Here is a 20762-nt window from a genome sequence, read left to right as displayed (position 1 = left end):
ATTATAAAAAACATTTACACAAAACAAGAAATTCTCTTTTCTATTTTTCGTCTTGTCCCGCTATTAACCAGTCTATTGCGCCCTAATCCTATTATAAACCATATTTCTTTAGGCGATGAAAAAAATAGCCGCTAACACGAAGTGATAACGGCAATGTAATCTACATATATTTTTGCCAATAACAAGAAAAGAAAAACCTTTTCCTACAGTTATATCATAAAATGATAAATGACTCAACAAATGAAAACGCTGTTATATTAGTTATTACGTTTTGCAATTAAATCGCAAATAGATAGTAAATATTCATCTTGTAATTGCAAGGAGCTAATCGCACCTTTTGCTTCTGCAATTGTTTCTTCTAAAATATCCTTTGCTCTATCTACAGTAAACAACGTCGTATATGTACTCTTTTCGTTAGAAAGATCACTACCAATCGGTTTCCCAATCTCTTCTTCGGTTCCTTCGACATCTAAAATATCATCTCGAATTTGGAAAGCTAGACCGATATATTTGGCAAACGTAAGCAACTTTTCTTCTTGCTCTTCTGTCGCATCAGAAAGTATCGCACCCGCAAGCACAGCAAATTCAAGCAGTTTTCCCGTCTTATGTTTATGGATGTACTCCAATTCATCAATCGTAAGGCGTTTCCCTTCAGCTTCCATATCTGCCACTTGTCCGCCAACCATTCCTTCTGGTCCTGCTGCTTTTGCAAGTTCAAGTACAAGTCTTACTTTTTTTTCGGCAGAAATTTCTTTTTGCTCATATGCCATAATTACTTGAAAAGCATACGTCAATAAGCCATCTCCTGCTAAAACTGCCATCGCTTCACCAAATACTTTGTGATTTGTGGGTTTTCCTCTTCTTAAATCATCATCATCCATACAAGGTAAATCATCATGAACTAAAGAATATGTATGAATCATTTCAAGAGCACAAGCTGCACCTACTCCAAGATTTCTTTCTTTCCCAAACGCTTGTAATGTTGCAAACAAAAGTAACGGGCGGAGACGTTTTCCACCCGCTTCCAAAGAATATGCCATCGCTTCACGAAGTACATTTGGACATTGTAATTCATTTGCATAGCTTACAAGTTTCTCTTCTACGAAAGTTTTACTTTCTTTCAAAAAAGTATCAAAAGCAATCGTCACTATGCTTCATCTCCTACAGCAGTAAACGGTTCAAGCTCTCCATCTTCCCCAAGAATAACTGCCATTTGTTCTTGTACATTCTTCAACTTCTCATCACAAAGCTTAGATAATTCCATGCCCTCTTTAAAATAAGAAATCGCTTCTTCTAACGGTACGTCACCTTGTTCTAGCTTAGAAACAAGATGCTCAAGTTGCGAAATTGCCTCTTCAAAGCTTAATTTATTTTCCATTATTCAATTCACGCTCCTCTATGCCTGATACGCTACAATCTAGTATTCCATCTTGTAATTGAACTGAAACAGCATCTCCAAGGCTTACATCTTTCACACTTTTTAACACTTGCTTCTCTTCATCATATACAAGCCCGTACCCTCTCATCATTACTTTAAGCGGACTTAACGCTTCAAGTTTTTGAGCAGCTCTTACAAAGGCAAATTCTTTCGTTTGAAGTAACGTTTGCATTTCACGTTGTAATTGCTTTTGCAACGTTTCAACAGCTACCTTTGTTTGCATAATTTTTTGAGATGGGTGGTGCTTCTCTAAATAAAATGAAAGTTGCTTTAACTGATTCACCTTTTTATCAATATAGCGCTCTTTCGCTAAAACAAGCTGTTCTAGCGCTCTATCTAATTGCTCTTCCTTTTGCTCATATACTTGTCTTGGATAACGGAACGCATACGATTTTTGCAACACTTGTAGTTTTTCTTCTTTTTTATGTACTAACTCTCTCATCGCTCTTTGCAATCTCAGAGTTCTTTGCAATACCTTTTCTTGTAACTCTATAATGTTAGGTGCTGCCAGCTCAGCTGCTGCAGTCGGTGTTGGCGCGCGTAAATCTGCAACAAAATCTGCGATTGTAAAATCCGTTTCATGGCCTACTGCCGAAATAATAGGAATTTCACTCTTAAAGATTGCTCTTGCAACCATTTCCTCATTGAAAGCCCATAATTCCTCAATAGAACCTCCACCACGGCCAACGATTAGTACATCTATCTCTCCCATTTCATTCGCTGTACGAATCGCTTGTACAATCGAGGGAGCCGCTGACTCCCCTTGTACAAGTACCGGAAATACAATAACATTCCCAATTGGATAACGACGTTTAATCGTTGTTATAATATCACGAATCGCTGCTCCTGTTGGCGACGTAATCACACCTATTGTTTTAGCGTAAGGAGGAATTGCTTTTTTATAAACTTGAGAAAAAAGTCCTTCTTCTTCTAAACGAACTTTTAACTGTTCGTACGCTAAATGTAAATTTCCGACTCCGTCAGGCTGCATGTCTTGAATATAAATTTGATAAGAACCACTCGCCTCGTAAACAGAGATTTTCCCTTTCACGAGTACCTTCATCCCATTTTCAGGTTTGAATTTAATATTACGATTATGACCCGCAAACATAACCGCTGCGATTCTTGCATTTTCATCTTTCAATGTAAAATACATGTGGCCACGGCTATGATTTTTAAAGTTGGAAATTTCACCTTTTAACCAAACAGACTGCAAATGCGGATCATATTCTATTTTTGTTTTTATATAGCGTGTTAACGCTGTAACGGTTAAATATTGCTTCTCCATTTCTCTCTCCTCATAGCCGACTCAAATTATTTACAAACGACACCTGCACGTTTGGCAGATTCAACAGTATTATGAAGAAGCATTGTGATTGTCATTGGACCAACACCCTTTGGCACAGGTGTAATGTAACCCGCAACATTTAACACGTTGTCAAAATCAACATCACCACAAAGTTTCCCTGTTTCTAAACGGTTTACACCAACGTCAATTACAACCGCTCCTTCTTTAATATAATCCGCTGTTATCATTTTAGGTCGTCCAACAGCTACGATTAAAATATCCGCTAACTTCGATAACTCTTTCATATTTTGCGTCTTAGAATGACAATATGTGACAGTTGCATTTTCATTTAAGAACAATTGTCCCACTGGTTTACCGACAATATTACTTCTTCCAATTACTACTACATGTTTTCCAGAAATATCAAGATTCGTTTCTTTTACTAATTCTACAATACCGTGCGGTGTACATGGAAGGAATGTATCTTGTCCCGTCATCATACGTCCCACGCTAATTGGGTGAAATCCATCTACATCCTTTTCTGGTGAAATTCTTTCAATGATAGCTTTTTCTTCAATATGTTTCGGTAAAGGTAATTGCACTAATATGCCATTAATACGGTCATCGCCATTTAAGCGATCGATTTCAGCAAGCAAGCGTTCCTCAGTAATTGTTTCAGGAAGTTCAATTAGCTCTGAGTAAATCCCTACTTGTTCACAGCCTTTTTCTTTTCCTTTTACATAAGAACGAGATGCTGGATCTTCTCCAACTAAAATAACTGCTAATCCTGGTACAATCCCTTGCTCTTTCAACTTCACAACTTCTTCTGTTAATTGTGCTCGTTTTTTCTCCGCAACTTCATTTCCTTTGATGATTACTGCTACCATTTTAAGATTCCCCCTTAAAGAATTTACAGTGTATCTTTTATATTAGATAAAACGCCGTTAATAAAACGACGAGATTCCTCATCCCCAAATGTTTTAGCAATTTCAATTGCTTCGTTAATTGTTACGTTGTGTGGAATTTCTTCCATGTATTTCATTTCATACACAGCTACACGTAAAATACTGCGATCAACAATACTAATACGCTCAAGCTTCCACTTTTTTAAGTTTTGACGAATCGCTTCATCGATTGCTTCTTTATTTTCTACAAAACCTACTACAAGTGACTCTAGAAACTCATTTGTTTCTTCGCCTTCATCTAGCGTGTTTTCCACTGCTACTTTCGGTTCTAATTCACCTGTAATATCCATTTGGTATAATGCTTGCATTGCTCTTTCTCTAGCCGTCCTACGTTTCATTGTAACTCTCCTTTATGCTTCAAGTCTTTCCTTATACTTTGTTATATTATTATAATTTATAAGCCGTCAATTCACTTACTCTTACAGTTTTCATTGATTTTCCAACCTTATAATACAATGATAATAACACAATTTATCGTTTCACACACGGGTTACAAGGCTGAAAAATAATAAAAAGATTAACTTCAAGTTCCATATCTTATCACAATGTACGTTTTTTGGAAAAACGACACATTTTCTTTTTTATTTCTTATTTTTTGAAATAGTATAATAATTAGAGGATTGTAATTTGTGAAGAAATGAAACGATAAAAAAGATGCCTATGTTACTAGGCACCTTTTCATTCTTACACTGGTTCGATTTCTGTTTTTTGTGTTTCGAATGTTACGCCAACGATGTGAACATTCACTTCTTTTGGCTCAAGTCCTGTCATTGTAAAGAGCGCTTGGCGAATATTGTCTTGAATCTTTTGAGCAACAACTGGAATTGCTACACCAAAATACATTACAACATAAAGGTCAACGATAATATCTTCGTTTGCTAATTCAACCTTTACACCTTTACCATGATTTTTCTTACCTAACTTCTCAACAACATCTGTAGCAAAATTACCGCGCATTGCCGCTACACCTTCTACTTCAGCAGCTGCAATACCTGCAATTACTTCAATTACTTCTGGTGCAATTTCTACTTTACCAAGAGTTGTATCTTGACCCATATCTAACATATGTTCAGCCATGAAAAAAACCTCCTTTAATGTATCACTGCGTCACAAGTTCATGCTCTTCCAAAAATTTCGTATTAAACTCACCTTTTACAAAATCAGGATGATCTAGCAATTGCAAATGGAACGGGATTGTTGTATGTACGCCTTCAATGACAAATTCACTAAGTGCGCGCTTCATTTTTGCAATTGCCTCTTCACGTGTTTTTCCGTGAACAATTAATTTAGCAACCATCGAATCATAGAAAGGTGGGATTGAATATCCCGGATATACAGCTGAATCGACGCGAATACCAAATCCTCCTGGTGGTAAGTACATTTCTACTTTACCTGGAGATGGCATGAATTTTTTGGCAGGGTTTTCCGCATTAATTCGACATTCAATTGCCCAACCATTAAATTGTACTTCTTCTTGCTGTAACGATAACTTTTCTCCTGAAGCAACAAGAATTTGTTCTTTAATTAAGTCCATTCCCGTTACCATTTCAGTAACTGGATGCTCAACCTGAATTCTCGTATTCATCTCCATGAAATAAAAGGTTTTCGTTTTATATTCATAAATAAACTCAACCGTACCAGCACCTGTATAATCAACCGCTACCGCCGCTTTAACTGCCGCTTCACCCATCTGCTTGCGAATATCTTCATCAAGTGCAGGTGATGGACTTTCTTCTAATAGTTTTTGCAAACGGCGCTGAATTGTACAATCACGCTCTCCTAAATGAATGGCATTTCCGTGTGTATCTGCCATTATTTGAATCTCAACATGGCGGAAATCTTCAACGTACTTTTCTAAGTATACACCAGGGTTCCCAAAAGCGGTACTAGCTTCTTGCTGTGTAATTTGAATTCCTTTTATAAGCTCTTCTTCATGGCGTGCAACACGAATACCTTTTCCGCCGCCACCTGCAGTCGCTTTAATAATGACTGGATATCCAATTTGATTAGCAAGCTCGATCGCTTCTTCGGTATTTTTAATAATCCCTTGTGAACCTGGTACAATCGGAACCCCTGCTTCTTTCATTGTATCACGAGCAACGTCTTTTGTGCCCATCTTTGAAATAGCTTCTGGACTTGGACCGATAAAAATCAAGTTACATTCACGGCATAACTCTGCGAAATCTGCATTCTCTGCTAAAAATCCGTATCCCGGATGAATAGCATCGCAGCCTGTTAACTTCGCAACGCTAATAATATTCGTCAAATTTAAATAGCTTTCTTTCGAAATCGTTGGTCCTACACAATACGCCTCATCTGCAATCTGTACGTGAAGTGACTCTTTATCTGCTTCTGAATAAATTGCAACTGTTTCAATGTCCATTTCTTTACAAGCACGAATAATTCGTACAGCAATTTCCCCACGATTGGCTATTAATACTTTTTTTATCATCACAAAGACTCCCTTATTACGCTTTTACAAGAAATAGCGGTTGTCCATACTCAACAAGCTGTCCGTTATTAACAAGAATTTCAACAATTTCGCCCTCTACATCAGCATCAATTTCGTTAAATAACTTCATAGCCTCGACAATACATACGATAGAATCTTTCGATACTCTATCCCCAATACTTACATATGGAGGTGTATCAGGTGAAGATGAAGAATAGAATGTACCTACCATTGGTGAGGTAATCTTATGTAGGTTTTCATCTTGAACAGTTTTCTTCTCTTCTTGCTTTGGTGCTTCTGCTTGCGCTGCTGCTACTGTCGTTTCAACTTCAACAGGCGCTACTGGTTGCATAGCTTGTTTTGCTGCAGGTGCTTGCACAGCAACAACTTCATTACCACGCTTTTTCATTTTGATTGTTGTACCGTCTTTTTTGTATTCAAATTCATCAATATTAGAGCTATCAATTAATTTAATTAATTCACGAACTTCTTGAATTTTAAACATGTAAAATCCACTCCCATACTCTTGTTTGTCCCGTTTTTACAGATTCTCGTCACAAAACTAGATTGACTGTAAAAATACGATGTATTCTATTAGAAAATATATTTCATTAACTAATAGAAATATTTACTATTTCCATTTTACGATAAATTTTTTAAACATTCCAATTTATATTTCTTTATAATAAATCGAAACTCCTGTAAAAAATATTATTCCAATAAAAAAATTATTACCTAGTAATAATACCAAGTTTCACACGAAATTGGCAAGACCACTTCAAAAAAACATTCACTATTTTTGCAAAACGTTACATAGCAAACACGCCATTCCCTCTCCACTCTTCACCACATCTATAGTCAATAACATATTTTTACCAAATATTAATTTTTGTTTACACGCCGTTCATCATTCCTTCATATAAGAATAGTATGTTCAAAGTGTAGAAAATATATTGTGCTGAGGTGTGGAAATATGATATGGCTCATCCTCTTTTTACCTGCCGTAATCGTTTGGGCATGTGTTCTTTGCATCCACGTCAAATCCGGAAAAAGTAATCATCAGTACCATGAACCATTAATCTTTTACTCACAACGTGTTTCTCCATTCCGAGTTGAACATAGTAAAAATAACTACAAAGACAAAATAGAAAAAAGCTATCGAAAATGATAGCTTTTTTCTATTCACACGTACTTACATACTCTATTCCACTATTTGCATACCCTTTGCTTAGTAAAAGGTAATAATCCGCAGGGAAACCCCCTACGGATTAAAGTTTCACTTATTTCGCTGGTGGATCAAATTTCACACCTACATCTTTTGATCCGCCTTCACTTCTTACAAGTTGAATAATTTTATTTGCTTCTTTCTGTGAATGTTTTGCCGCTTTAACCGTTACTCTAATATCTGTACCATCAGCTCTTACAAGAGCATCTGGATATCCTCCTTGAGATTTAATTACTGTCTCAAGTAATTCTTGCTTCGTTTCCATTGTAGTGATTGCATCAAAGTTATCTTTCGCTTTACTCTTTTCTGTTGCTGAAGATTTCGAAGAATTCATCACTTCTTGTAATTTTGCTTTCGCTTCACTACGTTGATCTTCCATTTGCATACGTAAGGCTGTGAAATTCTCATCACTTGATTGAACTGATACATTACCCTCTTTTTTACTTGTTTCTTTTTTAGTATTTTCTTTTTTGTCTGTTTCTTTATTTGTTGTTTCCTTGCTTGTATTTTCTTTTTTCGGGTTTTCTTTAGGTGCTTCGTTTGTTACTGCTTTATCAGTACCTTGTTTTTCTTGTCCAATCTTTTCACCTGTTGCCGGCGATGCTGTATTCATTTTGTCAGGAGTTGTCACGTAATACACAGATAGTACAACAACTAAACTTAACATCGTTAATAGCCAAACTGTTTGTTTTTTTAACACTTTATTTCCTCCCTATCAATTTTTCGGTGAAACTGAAACGCGATGGGCTGGTACATCTAGCAGCCTTATCACAGCTTCTTTTACCATTGCTTTAACTTGTATATTATCCACTCCCTTTGCTACGACAAGAACACCACGTACTTTCGGCTTCTCTGTTCGTAAAACAACAGGAGTTTCTTTATCCCCTTCACGTATAATGACAGTCTTTTCATCAAGAGACTCGTCCTCTACTTCTCTCTTACCGCCTGTTTTATCTGTTTCACCTGTTGTTTGTGAGCGTTTCACTGTATTTTTTTCTAAAATTTTTTCTTCAGATGAATCTAAATTCACTTTAATCGTTACGTCTTTTACTCCTGCTATTTCTTCTAAAGCAGCTTTTAATTCTTGTTCATACGCTTTTTCATATTTTTCTACATTTGACATACTATCATTATTTTTTTGTCCGAAAGTTGGTACGTCTTTTTCTTGGTTTTGAGTTTTTTGTTCTTTAAATACAGGTACTTCTTCTTTTTCACTTGAAAATAGACTACTAGAAAACATAAGCAAAATTCCAAGTATGAGTAGGACAAGTAAAAACTTAGGTGTTACCTTTTTACCCTTCTCGTTGCTTTCTTTTTGATCCCCATTCAATAAGTTTCGAAAAAATGAGAACTTCGAATTTTTATCTTTATTGTCCATTTACTCTACCTGTCCTCCCTTCCATTTGAACTTGGATTTGTTTACCCTCTAGTTGCCACCTGCTTGAAAAGAAATCTTTCATTTCCACATTCGTTTCTTCCACTTTTTTTGGAGGCTCTTTCGTATTAATTTCAATTGGCTTTACTGTTTCGATTGCATCATTTTTACTGCGTTCTTTTTCTTTCAACGTCACAACAACAGATTGAATATCTTTCGCCGACTTTACTTCTTCTGTATTTTCTGCTGCGACTATTTGTATTTCAGAGACAGTCATACCATACTTTTTCTCAAACTCTTTTCCTACTTCTTTTTTCATTTTGGTAGCCATCTCTTCTAAACTATATGCACGTGTTAGAGCTTGTATTTCTTTTTTCTTCGAATCTATTGAATTTTTTACAGATCCTTCTGCTACGTACTTTTCTTCATTAAAATTTGCAATTACTTCATTTACATCTGTCTGCAATAATTTAAAAAGAGGCGTTAAAATTAATACAACTAACAAAAGACTTACAACAAATTTAACGTATTTTTGCAAATTCGAATTTGGAAGAATAAGATGAAGCATTGTCGCTAAGAGCAAAAAAACGATAATATTTCTAATCCACTCTGTAACAAATTGCATACTCTTCACCTCCTACCGCATCATAAGTGTAATATTCCCCGCAGCAATAATAATTGTAATACTTAAAAAGAACATAAATGATACGATAGCTAAGCAAGCAAATACGTAAATGATGCTTCGTCCAATAATGTCTAAGCATTGAATAATTGCTCCGCTGCCAACCGGTTGCAATACTGCTGCTGCGAATTTATAAATAAATGCGATACAGAAAATTTGAATCGCTGGAAAGGCAACAATTAAGCATAAAATGACGAGCCCAATAATTCCGACTGTGTTTTTCAATAATCCTGATGCGCTAATAACAGTATCTGCCGCTTCTGTAAACATCCTTCCAACTACTGGAATGAAGTTTCCTGTTACAAATTTAGCAGTTTTCACAGCTATTCCATCAGCAACAGCTGTTGCTGTTCCTTGTACAGATAATACTCCTAAAAAAATCGTTAAAAAAATACCGATAATCCTAACGCTAACATTTTGCAGAAGCTTGGACAATTTCGTCACTTTATATTGATCACTCATTGTACTTACAATACTTAATATCGTTGCCAGTAATAAAAGTGGTAGAACGATATAATTCATAAGAAGCCCACTCGTATTCATTAAGAAAATGATAACCGGATGAAAAAACGATACAGATACAACCCCCCCGCCAGTTGCTATAAGCGCCAGCAAAATTGGCAATAATGCTAATATAAAATCTATCATTGTTTGTATCGTTTCTCTTGCATATGTCATAACGACATAAAAACTATTTAAAGCAAAAATAATAAGTACCATATATACAACAGCATCAGCAATTTTACTTACGCTACTTTTTGAAAAAGCGGATTGCAGTGATTGCAACAATGCACTAAAGATTGTGAGCATAATAAGTGTGCCAAGCAGTTTTCCATTAGCTGCAAGCTCATGAAATAAATATTTTAATAACCCTATCATCCACTCTTTTAGAGAGAATTCTTTTTCTCCCTTTACAAACTCCATAAAACTCCCTTTTTGACTCTCTGGCAAATAGCCTCCATATTTTATAACAAGCCCGTCCCAAAATTGCTTCACATCTTCAATTCCGAGCTTATCCAATTGTTGATCAACGACGTTTGTTTCTACAGGAGAAGCTTGTACAACAACCGGTAAAGAAAAGAAAAGGAAGCAAGCAAATAGCAGCTTAGCTCCAAACCTCCTCAACATTCACTCCCCCTTATCCCGTCGGTAAAAATCCGAGAATAGTTTCAATTACAACCGTCAAAATAGGAATTGCCATAACGAGAATGAGGATTTTCCCAGCAAGTTCAATTTTCGAAGCGATGGCACCTTGACCAGCATCTTTTGTAATTTGGGCTCCAAACTCAGCAATATAAGCAATTCCAATAATCTTTAGTAACGTTTCCACATAGACGTTACTAACTTTCGCTTCACTCGCTACTCTCTCAATCATTTGTAAAATAGCATGAATTTGATCAATTAAAATAAGAAACATCACGCTACCTACGAACACAATAAATAAAGATGTAATGCTAGATTTATGCTGGTTCAAAACAGCAGCTAAAAACGTAGCAACGAGGCCTAATCCGACAATTTGTATAATTTCGATTCGAACCGCCTCCTTTACTGGAAGAGAAAGACACTTTTAATCTTGTCGAATAGCGTATTAATTAAAAATGCGACATGAAATAAAATGACGACAAAACCGACAAGGATAACCCAATTTGCAATATCCTCACGCTTCAATTCTTTTAGTACAGTATGAATGAAAGCTAAAACAATGCCGATTCCGGCGATTTGAAATATTAATCCAACATCAATGGACATCGCCTTTCTCCCCCCTATAGCAGTAAAATTACAATAAGTAGCCCTGCTAGTACCCCTAAGCTCTTGATCATTTTCTCGTATTGCAGTTGTAAAGCTTTTGCTTCCTCTTCTTCTCTCTCCAAATGTGTAATACATAAGCGAATATGTTTTTGTTGTGATTCACGATCATGTTGCCCGAGCGTTTCACCAAATTGCTGCAGTATTTCAAACTCGGTTTGTTGAAACGCCGTCAACTTCCAATTCTCTTTCAAACTATCTATCCAAGCTTCCCTTACTGTTTGTTCTCCACTTTCTAGTTTTTTAGCGAAACTTTGAAATATCCAATTTAATGGCTTCGGCATTTGTTTAACTAATCGCTCGGCAGCCTCTGATAAAGGTGTGTGTCCATACATAATTTCTGCCTCTAATGATTGAAGTGCTGATTTTAATAATCTAAGTTGCCTCGGCCTTTCACTGTATCTTTTAGCGTATGAAAACCCGAAAAAGGTGCTGACCGCAACGATTAACACTGCACCAAATATTTTCACCATACGCCCTCAGCCTTTCTATTTGATAACACTGGTTTTCCATATTTATCTTTCACCTGCATAACCGTTCCTGGACCCCTCGCTTTTGACAACTCCACAAACCTATCAAATATACGAAGCTCTAGCACTGCCTTGAGCGATGGACGTCTCACAACATCCTCATAGGAAAATCCGTGTGCGCTTATAAAAAGCTGAACACCTGCATGCACTGCCTCCATAATTGCTTCACTATCTTCTTTACGACCAATTTCATCTACGATCAAAATATCAGGACTCATAGAACGAATCATCATCATCATTCCTTCTGCCTTTGGACATGCGTCTAACACATCGACTCGGGTACCAAAATCATATTGCGGGATCCCTTTCACACAGCCGGCAATTTCTGACCGTTCATCAACGATCCCCACTTTACAGGAAGGAATTTCCGAAGCACTTACCCCTTGACTCATGCAACGTGCTACATCTCTTAAAAGCGTCGTTTTTCCCGTTTGCGGAGGGCCAATTACCATCGTGTTTAACCATCTTTTTTCATACAAATATGGCAAAAGCGGTTCAGCAATCCCTATTTTTTGACGAGCAATACGAATATTAAAGGAAGAGACATCACGAATCATTTTCACTGCGCTTTTTTCTGTAATGACTTTTCCCGCTAACCCGATTCTATGCCCCCCGCGAAGCGTCACATACCCACGTTTTAATTCCTCTTCCATCGTATAAATTGAGAATTGACTTAACTTATTCAATAAGTAAATAGCATCCTCTGCAGTAGTGATATAGTCATAAAAAAACACCTTTCCGTGTGCAATACACTCTAGCGGTCTTCCAATTCGAACACGAATTTCCTCTAAAGCATCGTATTGCTCACATTCTTCAATTAAGTACTTCATCGTTTTTGGTAAAACTTCTAATACCTCTTTCATCGGCTTCTCCCCACTATACTCGACTTACTATTTCAGTAATGCGATAAAAATACAGCAAATTCCAAGCGCTAGAAAAAAGAGCTTCAAGAAAGAAATTTCACTTGCTACACTCGCTATCCCAATTGTCATTGTTAAAATTAATACGGTAGGTCCAACAAACGCCAACATACCATTTATAAACAACGCTTTCTTCGCATCATTCACATAAAGCATAAGCAAAGCAGCAAATATCTCCGCACTACCTGAAAATAATCGAAGTGCCCCCATAACAAGCACGGATGTTTCCATTGCCGCTAGCCACTGTTTCATTCTTCCACCTTCTCCCGTAACAGTTACTAACTTCGTATTCTAAAAAAGAATATATTTGTACAACCATATGCAGAGGTTGTCTATTTCAGAAGTAAAAACATAATTTTTCTCTAAAGTCTGAATTACAATCTGAATATTCATATTATTTCATGGTATATTATGGTATATTTAGTTTAAAAGGGGGTTAAACCATGCAGCACGTCACTTTATTACCACTAGATTTATGCTATACAAATGTGATTTTCGAGCTATCAAGTGATCCACATATAAAAAATGCATTGGGGATAACGGTAGAAAACATCGAAGACACGAAAACATTTCTTCTTTTCGCAATAGAAGAAGAGCGTCAAAAGAAATCCTTATCGAGAATGATTGTGAATGAATAAAATGAAATAATTGGCCTCACCACACTTAAACATATTAATAATGAGAAAAAGCAATCTCACATTGGTAGTTGGCTCGGCTATCCGTACTGGAGAAAAGGCTATAACGAGGCTGCTAAAAAAGAAATCTTTAAAATCGCCTTTTTAGACTTACAACTTTCCTACGTATTTGCTGGTGCTAAAACGAATAATATCCGCTCTTTAAAAGCACAAGAAAAACTACCTTATATTTCATTGCATGTGGAAAACAAGTTTCCAGACGAACACGCTGCACTAGAGAAAGAAGTAAAGTCACCTTGCTCTCTGCATGTCGTGTCACGTGAAAATTTTTTAAATTGGTTGAAATTACAGAATGAGGTGGCAAAATATGAAGGTATTGAAAGTTAGTTTAACCGTTGTAGTAGAATTAGCTCTTATTTATCTTTTTTCATTATTGGTCGGTTGGTCATTTATAGAGACCTTTTTCCTTGGTAGTTTAGCAATATTTGCAATTATGTGGTTAATTATTATGAGTAACCATAGAAATAACATTACAGATCACGCAATAAGTAAAACATTAACTGGCGTTGAGACTGGCGAAATAAAACCATTTCAAATTGTTTTGACTCCATCTATTATGGGTACTCTTTCACTTGTTTTAGTCAGTTTTATAATAACAGTTATTTACTATCTACCCTATTTCCTATAAAAAAAGCACTCGTGAATTATCACGAGTGCTTTTTTACTATGCACGAGAAACGTATTTACCTTCACCAGTGTTGATGATAAGCATTTCGCCTTCGTTAATGAAGATTGGTACTTGTACAACAAGACCAGTTTCTAATGTAGCTGGTTTTGTTACGTTAGAAGCAGTATCACCTTTAATACCAGGCTCTGTTTCTGTAACTTGTAATTCAACTGTGTTTGGAAGTTCAACACCAAGTACTTCGCCTTGGTAAGTCATAATTGCTACTTCCATGTTTTCTTTTAGGAATTTAAGCTCACGCTCGATTTGTTTTTCACCAAGTTCGATTTGCTCATAAGTTCCGTTATCCATAAATACGTGAGCCTCACCGCTTGCGTATAAGTATTGCATACGACGGTTTTCGATGTGTGCTTTTTCTACTTTCTCACCTGCACGGAATGTTTTCTCTTGAACAGAACCTGTGCGAATGTTACGTAGTTTAGAACGAACGAATGCAGCACCTTTACCTGGCTTTACGTGTTGGAAATCAAGTACTTGCCAAAGGGCATTGTCCACTGAAATTGTTAAACCTGTACGAAAATCGTTTACTGAAATCATGTAAAAAAATCCTCCTGTGTATTACAAAATAATAAGTTCTTTTGGTGATTTCGTAATTACTTCATTACCTTCACTTGTCACAATGATATCATCTTCAATACGTACGCCGCCAATACCTGGAATATAAATACCTGGCTCTACTGTTACAGCCATACCTGGTTCAAGTACTGTATCAGAACGGAACGCTAAACCTGGTGCTTCATGGAGTTCAAGACCTATTCCATGACCAGTAGTGTGTCCAAAGTATTCACCATATCCTTTTTCCGTTATGTAGTCACGCGTTAGCGCATCAGCCTCGCGACCTGTTAAACCAGCTTTAATACCGTTCACACCACGTAGTTGTGCTTCTAAAACGATATTATAAATTTCTTTTAATTTATCAGATGGTTCACCGACTGCAATCGTACGAGTAATATCAGAGCAATATCCTTTGTAATAAGCGCCGAAGTCTAATGTAACGAAATCTCCTGTTTCTATCACTTTTTCAGATGCCACGCCGTGCGGTAATGCCGAACGAAGACCTGAAGCAACGATAATATCAAACGAAGAAGATGTTGCTCCTTGTTTTCTCATGAAAAATTCAAGTTCATTTGACACTTCAATTTCAGATACTCCCGGGCGAATGAATGATAGAATATGCTCAAAGGCAGCATCTGCAATCTGTGCAGCTTCCTTTAATATCTTAATCTCTGAATCAGTCTTTATCAAGCGTAACTTTTCTACAAGTCCAGAAGTCGGGATAAATTCAGCATCAATCGCTTCCTTATGCACTGAATAAGAACTATATGTAAGAGTATCTTGCTCAAAACCAAGTTTTTGAATTCCAAGCTCTTTCACTTGCTTTGCCACTTCATCAATGATCAATCCTGCGTGCTGTACAACCTCATATCCAACCGCTTGTTTACTTGCCTGCTCGACGTAACGGAAATCTGTAATAAATTGAGCACGATCTTTTGAAATAAGAACAACGCCTGCTGTTCCTGTGAAGTTAGCCATATATCTACGACTATGTTCATTTGTTAACAAAATACCGTCAATGCCAGCCTCATCAAATGCACTTCGTAATCCTTCAATTTTCTCCATTACTCTATGCCCCCCTCAATTTCTCCATTAATGCAAATAACGCTAACTTATAGCCATAAAAACCAAATCCTACAATTTGACCTGCACAAACAGCTGCCGTCACAGATTCATGACGGAATGATTCACGCTGATGAATGTTAGAAATATGTACTTCAATAACAGGAATCGAAATGCTCGCAATGGCATCACGAATCGCATAGCTATAATGCGTAAATGCTCCCGGATTTAAAATGATCCCTTCATATATATCTTCCGCTTCATGAATAATGTCGATAATGGCACCTTCATGATTCGATTGGAAACATTCTAACTCCACTCCCATTGTTTCTGCTTCTTGCTTCATATCTGCTTCAAGTGTCGCTAGCGTGCCCTTTCCATATACATTTACCTCACGAACACCGAGGCGATTTAGGTTAGGACCGTTTACGAGGAGTAACTTTTTCATATTCTTAAAACTCCTTAATATTAATATCTATACAATATTTTAACATAGGAGTTACTTATTTGAATAGTTCGTCTTCTCTTGCCCTTCTTGTTCTACTTTATTGCTATTTACTGCATAAGAAACAGAATATGCTATAAACACACCATATAATATAAAAATACATATTGTCGTTACAATTGTCTCTTTTGGCAAATGGAGCGCACTTTTAATAACAGGAGCCATTAAACCCATCCCCAAAAACAGTAATGCCCACCAAAATAGCCCATAAATAATTCCCGCAATAATCCCTTCAAACTTTGCAAAAAATGCTTTATATAAAAAGGCAATCAAAATTGAAAGAAGTCCCATACACACTATTCCGGACACATTGCCCCATACCCCCTCTTTCCAACTTCCAAACGCAAATGGTAAAAGGAAATAATTCGGTCCCGCCTCCGTGAATGAAAATATATGAAGGAAATACCATATCCCGCCCCAAAAGATTCCACCAAACAAACCGATCTGCACAAAATTCCTTGTTCCTAATTGTTCTTGACTCACATCGACACCTCCGCTCAATAGTATGCCCGAAACTATTTTGAAGCATGTTTAAATCCTGCGAAATTTGTCTATAAAAAGAATAAGAAATGTCCGACTCTCATAATATTTTCCCTTGTCATCTACTTGTATTTGCCGATAAAATAAAGGAAACTCGGTGATTGTCTTATTTCAAAACGACAGAACCCAGTATGACAATTGCCTCTTTTTCTACATAAGAGAGAAACAAATACAGGTTGGTGTTAACATGGCAGAAGAGTCAAAACAAATATATGGCGGGCAAGCGGTCATAGAAGGAGTTATGTTTGGCGGTAGAGAATATACTGTTACAGCGGTTCGTCGTAAAGATAAATCGATTGAATTTTATCGATTACCACGCGTTCGTAATAAAGTATTATCTATCCTAAAAAAAATTCCATTTTTACGAGGGATTGCCGCTATTGTGGATGCAAGTGCGAATGGAGCAAAGCATTTAAACTTCGCTTCTGAACGATTTGACGTCCACCCAGAAGATGATGAACAAATTGCTAATAAAAAAGAAGAACAATCAAAATTAACGATGGTATTAGGAGTTGCAGCTGTTGGCGTTTTATCTTTCATATTCGGTAAAGTCATTTTCACAGCAGTTCCTGCACTATTAGCTGAATTAACAAGACCGATTTTCCCATCTCATACTGGGCAAATCATTGTCGAAAGTGTCATTAAGCTCATGCTATTATTGAGCTATATATACTTTATTTCTTTAACCCCACTTATTAAGCGGGTATTTCAGTATCACGGTGCAGAGCATAAGGTAATCAATGCTTATGAGAATGACCTTCCTCTGACTGTAGAAAACGTTCAAAAGCAAACTCGTCTCCATTATAGATGCGGCAGTAGCTTTATTATATTTACAGTCATTATTGGAATGTTCGTTTATTTCCTAGTCCCTACAGATCCTCTTTGGGCACGAGTTATAAACAGAATTTTATTAATTCCAGTTGTACTTGGTATTTCTTTTGAAGTATTGCAATTTACAAATCGATTACGAGATATTCCCGTATTACGCGTACTTGGATATCCTGGATTATGGCTACAACTATTAACAACGAAAGAACCAACGGATGATCAAGTGGAAGTAGCAATTGCATCGTTTGAAGAATTATTACGTTTAGAGAACAAACAATAATTATTTAAAAATGGTGTTCAACTCCTTTCCTCATCGTTAATATACTAATTTTAATATACGTTTTTAGGAGGTGTCCCTTATGAACGGTCGTTCGTTTACTTTCGCTATATTTGTGCTTATTATCGGATTGGCAATATTCGGCCTTGTTTCATCTGTTATTACAAATCCCATGGGTGTATTAAGAAATATCGGGTACATGTTACTTGTTGTCGGTATCTTTTACTTGCTATACAAGATGTTTACAAATTCCAGTGGTTCTGCAAATTCGCAAAGCTCATATAAGCGTGCGGCAAAACAATCGAACCGCAAACATGGGAAACAAAATGTAGCACCCCTAGGCAATTCTTTCTTTAAGTCAAATACTTCTAATGACAAAAGTAAAAAAGGGAATTCTTCCACTTTGAAACGAAAAAGAAAACAGTCTCATTTAACTGTCATTGAAGGCAAAAAAAGCAAAAAGAAAGACCGTGCTTCCTTTTAGGAAATACGGTCTTTTTTTATACTTTGAAGCACTTCTTTTAAACTTTTCTCTCTCATACTTTCAATTCGAAGATGATGATTTTCAAATGGTAAATTCCGTGTCACATCATTAGGTACCACAACGCACGTTAATCCCGCTGCAATTGCTGCTCTCAATCCATTTAATGAATCTTCAAACACAACAGCTTCAGACGGCTTAATTCCTAATTCTTCTATTGCAATTCGATAAAGAGCTGGATCTGGTTTTACCTTCTCAACATCTTCTCTCGTTTTAATAACTTCAAAATAATCTCGAATCTGTAGCTCTTCTAAAAAATGAATAACCCATTCTCTAGACGAACTAGAAGCTAGTGCGATTTTTAATCCCATTTCTTTCGCTTCTTCTAAATATTCTTTTACCCCGTCACGAGCTTTTGGTATTTTCATTTTCTCTTTATGTAAAGTTGCCACTTTTTCTTTTAATGCACTTTTGTTAAACTTCTCTTTTAATTGATCATTTAAATATGCATAAAGTACCTCATCTGTTGTTCCAATGCATTTCGCAAATTCCTCTAAAGGTAGTTCTTCGCCGTATTCACGAACAGCATCTCTGAAAGAGTGAAACCATATCGTTTCTGTGTCCACAATTAATCCATCAAAATCAAAAATAATTGCTTTCATAATTCTCCCATCCTTTTCGAATTGAAATAAAAAAGGAAACGCCATACGTTCCCCTTAATTACTTTTCTCTTCATTTGCTCTTTGAACACCGCGAAGTGTTTCCACTCGGACTGCATCTTGTTCAAAGTATTCCACTAAATCACCAATGCGATCAATCGCTTCCCAACTTAAATGATGCTCAATTCCTTCTACATCATTGTAAATTTTACCTTCATCCACACCGATAATACGCATAAATTGCTCTAGCAAGTCATGACGATATACGAGACGTTCTCCGATTTTTTTACCTTTTGTTGTTAATACAAGCCCTCTATATTTTTCATAAATTAGATATTCATCTTTGTCTAATTTTTGCACCATTTTTGTTACAGAGGATGGATGTACACTAAGCGCTTCAGCAATATCAGATACGCGGGCATAACCCTTTTCATCAATCAACAAATAAATTTGTTCAATATAATCTTCCATACTAGGGGTAGGCATCGGTTTCCTCCATCCAAGTTCATTTTGCTTATTCCGTACGAAGCAATCAATAAAATGATACACCAGAAAGAATAACGTGACAAGGTGGAAACGAGCCTAAATATATAAAACAAAAAAGAATCTGTATTTGCATACAGACTCCCCTTAAGTAAAGTATTGTATTTCTGCATTAGGAAAAAACTCATTTATATAACCTCTTATCGTTTCTTCCAATACTGCTGCTTCATCTTTTTTATATACGTATTTTCCGATGCCGTATCGTCCCCATTTATATTTACGCTTCTCTTCATCCATTTCAAGTTTCGTCTTCGGATAACGCTCTTGAATGACCTTTTTTGCCGGTTTTGTAAAGCGATGTTGAATTAATTCAAATGTTAAATTTGGTATCGATAAATCTTTTAGTGCATTGTACAGTCGCTCAAATAGTTCACGGTATCCTTCTTCCCACCCTTCATGCATATAAAGCGGCGCAACTATAAATCCAAGTGGATAACCCGCACCTGCTACTTTACGTGCAGCCTCTATTCGCTCCTCAAACGGCGATGTCCCTGGTTCAAAATTTTTAATTACATATCGTGAATTTATACTAAATCGAAAACGAGTTTTCCCATTATGCTTTGCATCTAATAAATGATCAACGTGCGAATATTTCGTGACGAAACGTAAGCGCCCATATTCACTTTCTCCAATGAATTCAATCGCCCGCTTTAATGCATGTGTTAAATGATCAATTCCAACAATGTCTGATGTACACGCTGCTTCAAATCTTGTTATTTCAGGTGCCCTTTCATCCATATATTGCTTTGCCTTCTCAAATATTTCATCAAGATTGACATACACACGAACGTAAGGCTTACTCCCAAGTGTCGTTTGCAAATAGCAATAATGACAATGTCCCATACACCCTGTTGCGAGCGGAATTGCATATTCAGCTGACGGTTTTGACGTATCAAACTTTAGCGTCTTCCTCACTCCAACGACAAGTGTAGCCTTTGCATTACGATACTTTTGCAAATCATTTTCTCCTGGCAAATTTCTAATTTGATTATGTGATGTCGTTTCACGAATTTCTAATCCCATCTTCGTAAACTTCTCATAAAGCTCTTTTCCAAGTGGATATTCAAGTGCCTTTGGTTCAAAGTAAACGAGTTTTGGCATAAATGGTTTCATATGCTTCCCTCCTCTCGTTAGTATGGGAAGCATTGAAAAATTAACACGCATTAAAGTTTTCCACTTCAGTAACTTGCTTTGCAAGTTACTGAATGTTATAATTTGGATAACAGCTACCTTGCAACGCAAGTTACCTAA

Annotated in this window: 28 protein-coding genes and 1 pseudogene; 5 read left to right on the top strand and 24 right to left on the bottom strand. The window is 36.5% G+C overall.

From position 1 onward, the window contains the following. Positions 1-257: 257 nt before the first annotated feature. The 8 genes from ispA to accB all read right to left on the bottom strand — a co-directional run bounded on the left by ispA (position 258) and on the right by accB (position 6648). Entirely contained in the window at positions 258-1148 is an 891-nt protein-coding gene (gene ispA, locus N2V92_RS13965) for a (2E,6E)-farnesyl diphosphate synthase (RefSeq protein WP_000150374.1), read from the bottom strand. Then, on the bottom strand, positions 1148-1378 hold the full coding sequence (gene xseB, locus N2V92_RS13960; protein WP_000428424.1) for an exodeoxyribonuclease VII small subunit: 231 nt from the start codon (positions 1376-1378) through the stop codon (positions 1148-1150). Before xseB ends, ispA begins: the two co-directional genes overlap by 1 nt. Further along, positions 1368-2726 carry an exodeoxyribonuclease VII large subunit gene (xseA, locus tag N2V92_RS13955; protein WP_000415249.1) on the bottom strand — a complete coding sequence of 453 codons (1359 nt, stop codon included), beginning with the start codon at positions 2724-2726 and terminating at the stop codon, positions 1368-1370. The genes xseB and xseA overlap by 11 nt, the downstream gene beginning before the upstream one ends. A gap of 26 nt (positions 2727-2752) precedes the next feature. Continuing rightward, positions 2753-3613, bottom strand: a complete 861-nt coding sequence (folD, locus tag N2V92_RS13950; protein ID WP_000226733.1) for a bifunctional methylenetetrahydrofolate dehydrogenase/methenyltetrahydrofolate cyclohydrolase FolD — start codon at positions 3611-3613, stop codon at positions 2753-2755. 23 nt (positions 3614-3636) lie between these two features. Further along, the gene (nusB, locus tag N2V92_RS13945; protein ID WP_000830247.1) at positions 3637-4029 is read right to left on the bottom strand and encodes a N utilization substance protein NusB; all 393 of its coding nucleotides are present in this window, start codon (positions 4027-4029) and stop codon (positions 3637-3639) included. 346 nt (positions 4030-4375) lie between these two features. Further along, positions 4376-4768 carry an Asp23/Gls24 family envelope stress response protein gene (locus N2V92_RS13940; protein WP_000807630.1) on the bottom strand — a complete coding sequence of 131 codons (393 nt, stop codon included), beginning with the start codon at positions 4766-4768 and terminating at the stop codon, positions 4376-4378. Positions 4769-4790: 22 nt separating this feature from the next. Next, on the bottom strand, positions 4791-6143 hold the full coding sequence (gene accC / locus N2V92_RS13935) for an acetyl-CoA carboxylase biotin carboxylase subunit (RefSeq protein ID WP_000592870.1): 1353 nt from the start codon (positions 6141-6143) through the stop codon (positions 4791-4793). Between the two features lie 16 nt (positions 6144-6159). Continuing rightward, positions 6160-6648, bottom strand: coding sequence for an acetyl-CoA carboxylase biotin carboxyl carrier protein (accB, locus tag N2V92_RS13930; RefSeq protein WP_000472862.1), 489 nt, complete (start codon positions 6646-6648; stop codon positions 6160-6162). Between the two features lie 468 nt (positions 6649-7116). Between accB and N2V92_RS13925 the strand changes: the two genes are divergently transcribed. Next, positions 7117-7311 carry a hypothetical protein gene (locus N2V92_RS13925; RefSeq protein ID WP_003309905.1) on the top strand — a complete coding sequence of 65 codons (195 nt, stop codon included), beginning with the start codon at positions 7117-7119 and terminating at the stop codon, positions 7309-7311. 112 nt (positions 7312-7423) lie between these two features. On the opposite strand, the gene N2V92_RS13920 is transcribed toward N2V92_RS13925, so the two are convergent. The 9 genes from N2V92_RS13920 to N2V92_RS13880 are packed head-to-tail and all read right to left on the bottom strand — an operon-like array spanning position 7424 to position 12933. Then, positions 7424-8068: a SpoIIIAH-like family protein gene (locus N2V92_RS13920; protein WP_016077257.1), complete on the bottom strand. Its 645-nt coding sequence runs from the start codon at positions 8066-8068 to the stop codon at positions 7424-7426. A 15-nt stretch (positions 8069-8083) separates the two neighbouring features. Continuing rightward, positions 8084-8746 (bottom strand): stage III sporulation protein AG, encoded by a 663-nt coding sequence (gene spoIIIAG / locus N2V92_RS13915; protein ID WP_000368884.1) that lies wholly within the window; start codon positions 8744-8746, stop codon positions 8084-8086. After that, on the bottom strand, positions 8736-9368 hold the full coding sequence (gene spoIIIAF / locus N2V92_RS13910) for a stage III sporulation protein AF (protein WP_001161037.1): 633 nt from the start codon (positions 9366-9368) through the stop codon (positions 8736-8738). The genes spoIIIAG and spoIIIAF overlap by 11 nt, the downstream gene beginning before the upstream one ends. Before the next feature lie 12 nt (positions 9369-9380). Continuing rightward, positions 9381-10553, bottom strand: a complete 1173-nt coding sequence (spoIIIAE, locus tag N2V92_RS13905) for a stage III sporulation protein AE (RefSeq protein ID WP_170264796.1) — start codon at positions 10551-10553, stop codon at positions 9381-9383. A 10-nt stretch (positions 10554-10563) separates the two neighbouring features. Further along, complete coding sequence (spoIIIAD, locus tag N2V92_RS13900; RefSeq protein WP_079245909.1) at positions 10564-10947, bottom strand: stage III sporulation protein AD; 384 nt, start codon at positions 10945-10947, stop codon at positions 10564-10566. A gap of 23 nt (positions 10948-10970) precedes the next feature. After that, on the bottom strand, positions 10971-11174 hold the full coding sequence (gene spoIIIAC / locus N2V92_RS13895) for a stage III sporulation protein AC (protein ID WP_000020914.1): 204 nt from the start codon (positions 11172-11174) through the stop codon (positions 10971-10973). Positions 11175-11188: 14 nt separating this feature from the next. Continuing rightward, positions 11189-11704, bottom strand: coding sequence for a stage III sporulation protein SpoIIIAB (gene spoIIIAB, locus N2V92_RS13890; protein WP_000238701.1), 516 nt, complete (start codon positions 11702-11704; stop codon positions 11189-11191). Continuing rightward, the gene (gene spoIIIAA / locus N2V92_RS13885) at positions 11698-12624 is read right to left on the bottom strand and encodes a stage III sporulation protein AA (RefSeq protein ID WP_000665903.1); all 927 of its coding nucleotides are present in this window, start codon (positions 12622-12624) and stop codon (positions 11698-11700) included. Before spoIIIAA ends, spoIIIAB begins: the two co-directional genes overlap by 7 nt. A gap of 27 nt (positions 12625-12651) precedes the next feature. Continuing rightward, on the bottom strand, positions 12652-12933 hold the full coding sequence (locus tag N2V92_RS13880; protein WP_000816050.1) for a YqhV family protein: 282 nt from the start codon (positions 12931-12933) through the stop codon (positions 12652-12654). A 191-nt stretch (positions 12934-13124) separates the two neighbouring features. Here N2V92_RS13880 and N2V92_RS13875 point away from each other — a divergent pair. Both N2V92_RS13875 and N2V92_RS13870 read left to right on the top strand, forming a co-directional pair. Then, a pseudogene (locus N2V92_RS13875) lies at positions 13125-13703 on the top strand (GNAT family N-acetyltransferase). Then, positions 13684-14004 carry a hypothetical protein gene (locus tag N2V92_RS13870; RefSeq protein WP_000866225.1) on the top strand — a complete coding sequence of 107 codons (321 nt, stop codon included), beginning with the start codon at positions 13684-13686 and terminating at the stop codon, positions 14002-14004. Before N2V92_RS13875 ends, N2V92_RS13870 begins: the two are co-directional and overlap by 20 nt. Positions 14005-14040: 36 nt before the next feature. Here N2V92_RS13870 and efp read toward each other — a convergent pair whose 3' ends face one another. The 4 genes from efp to N2V92_RS13850 are packed head-to-tail and all read right to left on the bottom strand — an operon-like array spanning position 14041 to position 16666. Then, entirely contained in the window at positions 14041-14598 is a 558-nt protein-coding gene (gene efp / locus N2V92_RS13865; RefSeq protein ID WP_000626513.1) for an elongation factor P, read from the bottom strand. Between the two features lie 21 nt (positions 14599-14619). Beyond that, a complete protein-coding gene (pepQ, locus tag N2V92_RS13860; protein WP_000411021.1) occupies positions 14620-15681 on the bottom strand; it encodes a Xaa-Pro dipeptidase in 1062 nt (353 codons plus the stop codon). A gap of 4 nt (positions 15682-15685) precedes the next feature. Further along, on the bottom strand, positions 15686-16126 hold the full coding sequence (aroQ, locus tag N2V92_RS13855) for a type II 3-dehydroquinate dehydratase (protein ID WP_000735141.1): 441 nt from the start codon (positions 16124-16126) through the stop codon (positions 15686-15688). 51 nt (positions 16127-16177) lie between these two features. Next, positions 16178-16666, bottom strand: a complete 489-nt coding sequence (locus tag N2V92_RS13850) for a YqhR family membrane protein (protein WP_000076885.1) — start codon at positions 16664-16666, stop codon at positions 16178-16180. A 244-nt stretch (positions 16667-16910) separates the two neighbouring features. Between N2V92_RS13850 and N2V92_RS13845 the strand changes: the two genes are divergently transcribed. Beyond that, positions 16911-17831 (top strand): DUF1385 domain-containing protein, encoded by a 921-nt coding sequence (locus N2V92_RS13845; protein WP_000807119.1) that lies wholly within the window; start codon positions 16911-16913, stop codon positions 17829-17831. 79 nt (positions 17832-17910) lie between these two features. After that, on the top strand, positions 17911-18312 hold the full coding sequence (locus tag N2V92_RS13840; RefSeq protein WP_001014463.1) for an SA1362 family protein: 402 nt from the start codon (positions 17911-17913) through the stop codon (positions 18310-18312). Here the strand turns inward: N2V92_RS13840 and N2V92_RS13835 are convergent. From N2V92_RS13835 to splB, 3 genes are all read right to left on the bottom strand, one after another. Further along, a complete protein-coding gene (locus N2V92_RS13835) occupies positions 18309-18971 on the bottom strand; it encodes an HAD family hydrolase (protein WP_014894887.1) in 663 nt (220 codons plus the stop codon). The two genes, N2V92_RS13840 and N2V92_RS13835, sit on opposite strands and share 4 nt — an antisense overlap. Before the next feature lie 54 nt (positions 18972-19025). Beyond that, positions 19026-19454 (bottom strand): transcriptional regulator MntR, encoded by a 429-nt coding sequence (mntR, locus tag N2V92_RS13830; RefSeq protein WP_001143081.1) that lies wholly within the window; start codon positions 19452-19454, stop codon positions 19026-19028. Between the two features lie 144 nt (positions 19455-19598). Continuing rightward, positions 19599-20624, bottom strand: a complete 1026-nt coding sequence (gene splB, locus N2V92_RS13825; protein WP_000802106.1) for a spore photoproduct lyase — start codon at positions 20622-20624, stop codon at positions 19599-19601. Positions 20625-20762 lie beyond the last annotated feature (138 nt).

Origin of the sequence: Bacillus sp. CH_48 (assembly GCF_038008465.1) — a bacterium.
Classification (GTDB): domain Bacteria; phylum Bacillota; class Bacilli; order Bacillales; family Bacillaceae_G; genus Bacillus_A; species Bacillus_A thuringiensis_S.
This window is presented reverse-complemented; position numbering and strand designations above follow the sequence as displayed.

Coding starts and splice junctions, on each gene's coding strand:
- N2V92_RS13880 (WP_000816050.1), bottom strand. CDS start 12,933: ATGAAACAGTGGCTAGCGGCAATGGAAACATCCGTGCTTGTTATGGGG.
- spoIIIAF (WP_001161037.1), bottom strand. CDS start 9,368: ATGCAATTTGTTACAGAGTGGATTAGAAATATTATCGTTTTTTTGCTC.
- xseB (WP_000428424.1), bottom strand. CDS start 1,378: ATGGAAAATAAATTAAGCTTTGAAGAGGCAATTTCGCAACTTGAGCAT.
- pepQ (WP_000411021.1), bottom strand. CDS start 15,681: ATGGAGAAAATTGAAGGATTACGAAGTGCATTTGATGAGGCTGGCATT.
- spoIIIAC (WP_000020914.1), bottom strand. CDS start 11,174: ATGTCCATTGATGTTGGATTAATATTTCAAATCGCCGGAATCGGCATT.
- N2V92_RS13845 (WP_000807119.1), top strand. CDS start 16,911: ATGGCAGAAGAGTCAAAACAAATATATGGCGGGCAAGCGGTCATAGAA.
- N2V92_RS13840 (WP_001014463.1), top strand. CDS start 17,911: ATGAACGGTCGTTCGTTTACTTTCGCTATATTTGTGCTTATTATCGGA.
- N2V92_RS13940 (WP_000807630.1), bottom strand. CDS start 4,768: ATGGCTGAACATATGTTAGATATGGGTCAAGATACAACTCTTGGTAAA.
- splB (WP_000802106.1), bottom strand. CDS start 20,624: ATGAAACCATTTATGCCAAAACTCGTTTACTTTGAACCAAAGGCACTT.
- spoIIIAE (WP_170264796.1), bottom strand. CDS start 10,553: ATGTTGAGGAGGTTTGGAGCTAAGCTGCTATTTGCTTGCTTCCTTTTC.
- mntR (WP_001143081.1), bottom strand. CDS start 19,454: ATGCCTACCCCTAGTATGGAAGATTATATTGAACAAATTTATTTGTTG.
- N2V92_RS13835 (WP_014894887.1), bottom strand. CDS start 18,971: ATGAAAGCAATTATTTTTGATTTTGATGGATTAATTGTGGACACAGAA.
- folD (WP_000226733.1), bottom strand. CDS start 3,613: ATGGTAGCAGTAATCATCAAAGGAAATGAAGTTGCGGAGAAAAAACGA.
- accB (WP_000472862.1), bottom strand. CDS start 6,648: ATGTTTAAAATTCAAGAAGTTCGTGAATTAATTAAATTAATTGATAGC.
- N2V92_RS13870 (WP_000866225.1), top strand. CDS start 13,684: ATGAAGGTATTGAAAGTTAGTTTAACCGTTGTAGTAGAATTAGCTCTT.
- spoIIIAA (WP_000665903.1), bottom strand. CDS start 12,624: ATGAAAGAGGTATTAGAAGTTTTACCAAAAACGATGAAGTACTTAATT.
- efp (WP_000626513.1), bottom strand. CDS start 14,598: ATGATTTCAGTAAACGATTTTCGTACAGGTTTAACAATTTCAGTGGAC.
- xseA (WP_000415249.1), bottom strand. CDS start 2,726: ATGGAGAAGCAATATTTAACCGTTACAGCGTTAACACGCTATATAAAA.
- N2V92_RS13925 (WP_003309905.1), top strand. CDS start 7,117: ATGATATGGCTCATCCTCTTTTTACCTGCCGTAATCGTTTGGGCATGT.
- aroQ (WP_000735141.1), bottom strand. CDS start 16,126: ATGAAAAAGTTACTCCTCGTAAACGGTCCTAACCTAAATCGCCTCGGT.
- nusB (WP_000830247.1), bottom strand. CDS start 4,029: ATGAAACGTAGGACGGCTAGAGAAAGAGCAATGCAAGCATTATACCAA.
- accC (WP_000592870.1), bottom strand. CDS start 6,143: ATGATAAAAAAAGTATTAATAGCCAATCGTGGGGAAATTGCTGTACGA.
- spoIIIAG (WP_000368884.1), bottom strand. CDS start 8,746: ATGGACAATAAAGATAAAAATTCGAAGTTCTCATTTTTTCGAAACTTA.
- spoIIIAB (WP_000238701.1), bottom strand. CDS start 11,704: ATGGTGAAAATATTTGGTGCAGTGTTAATCGTTGCGGTCAGCACCTTT.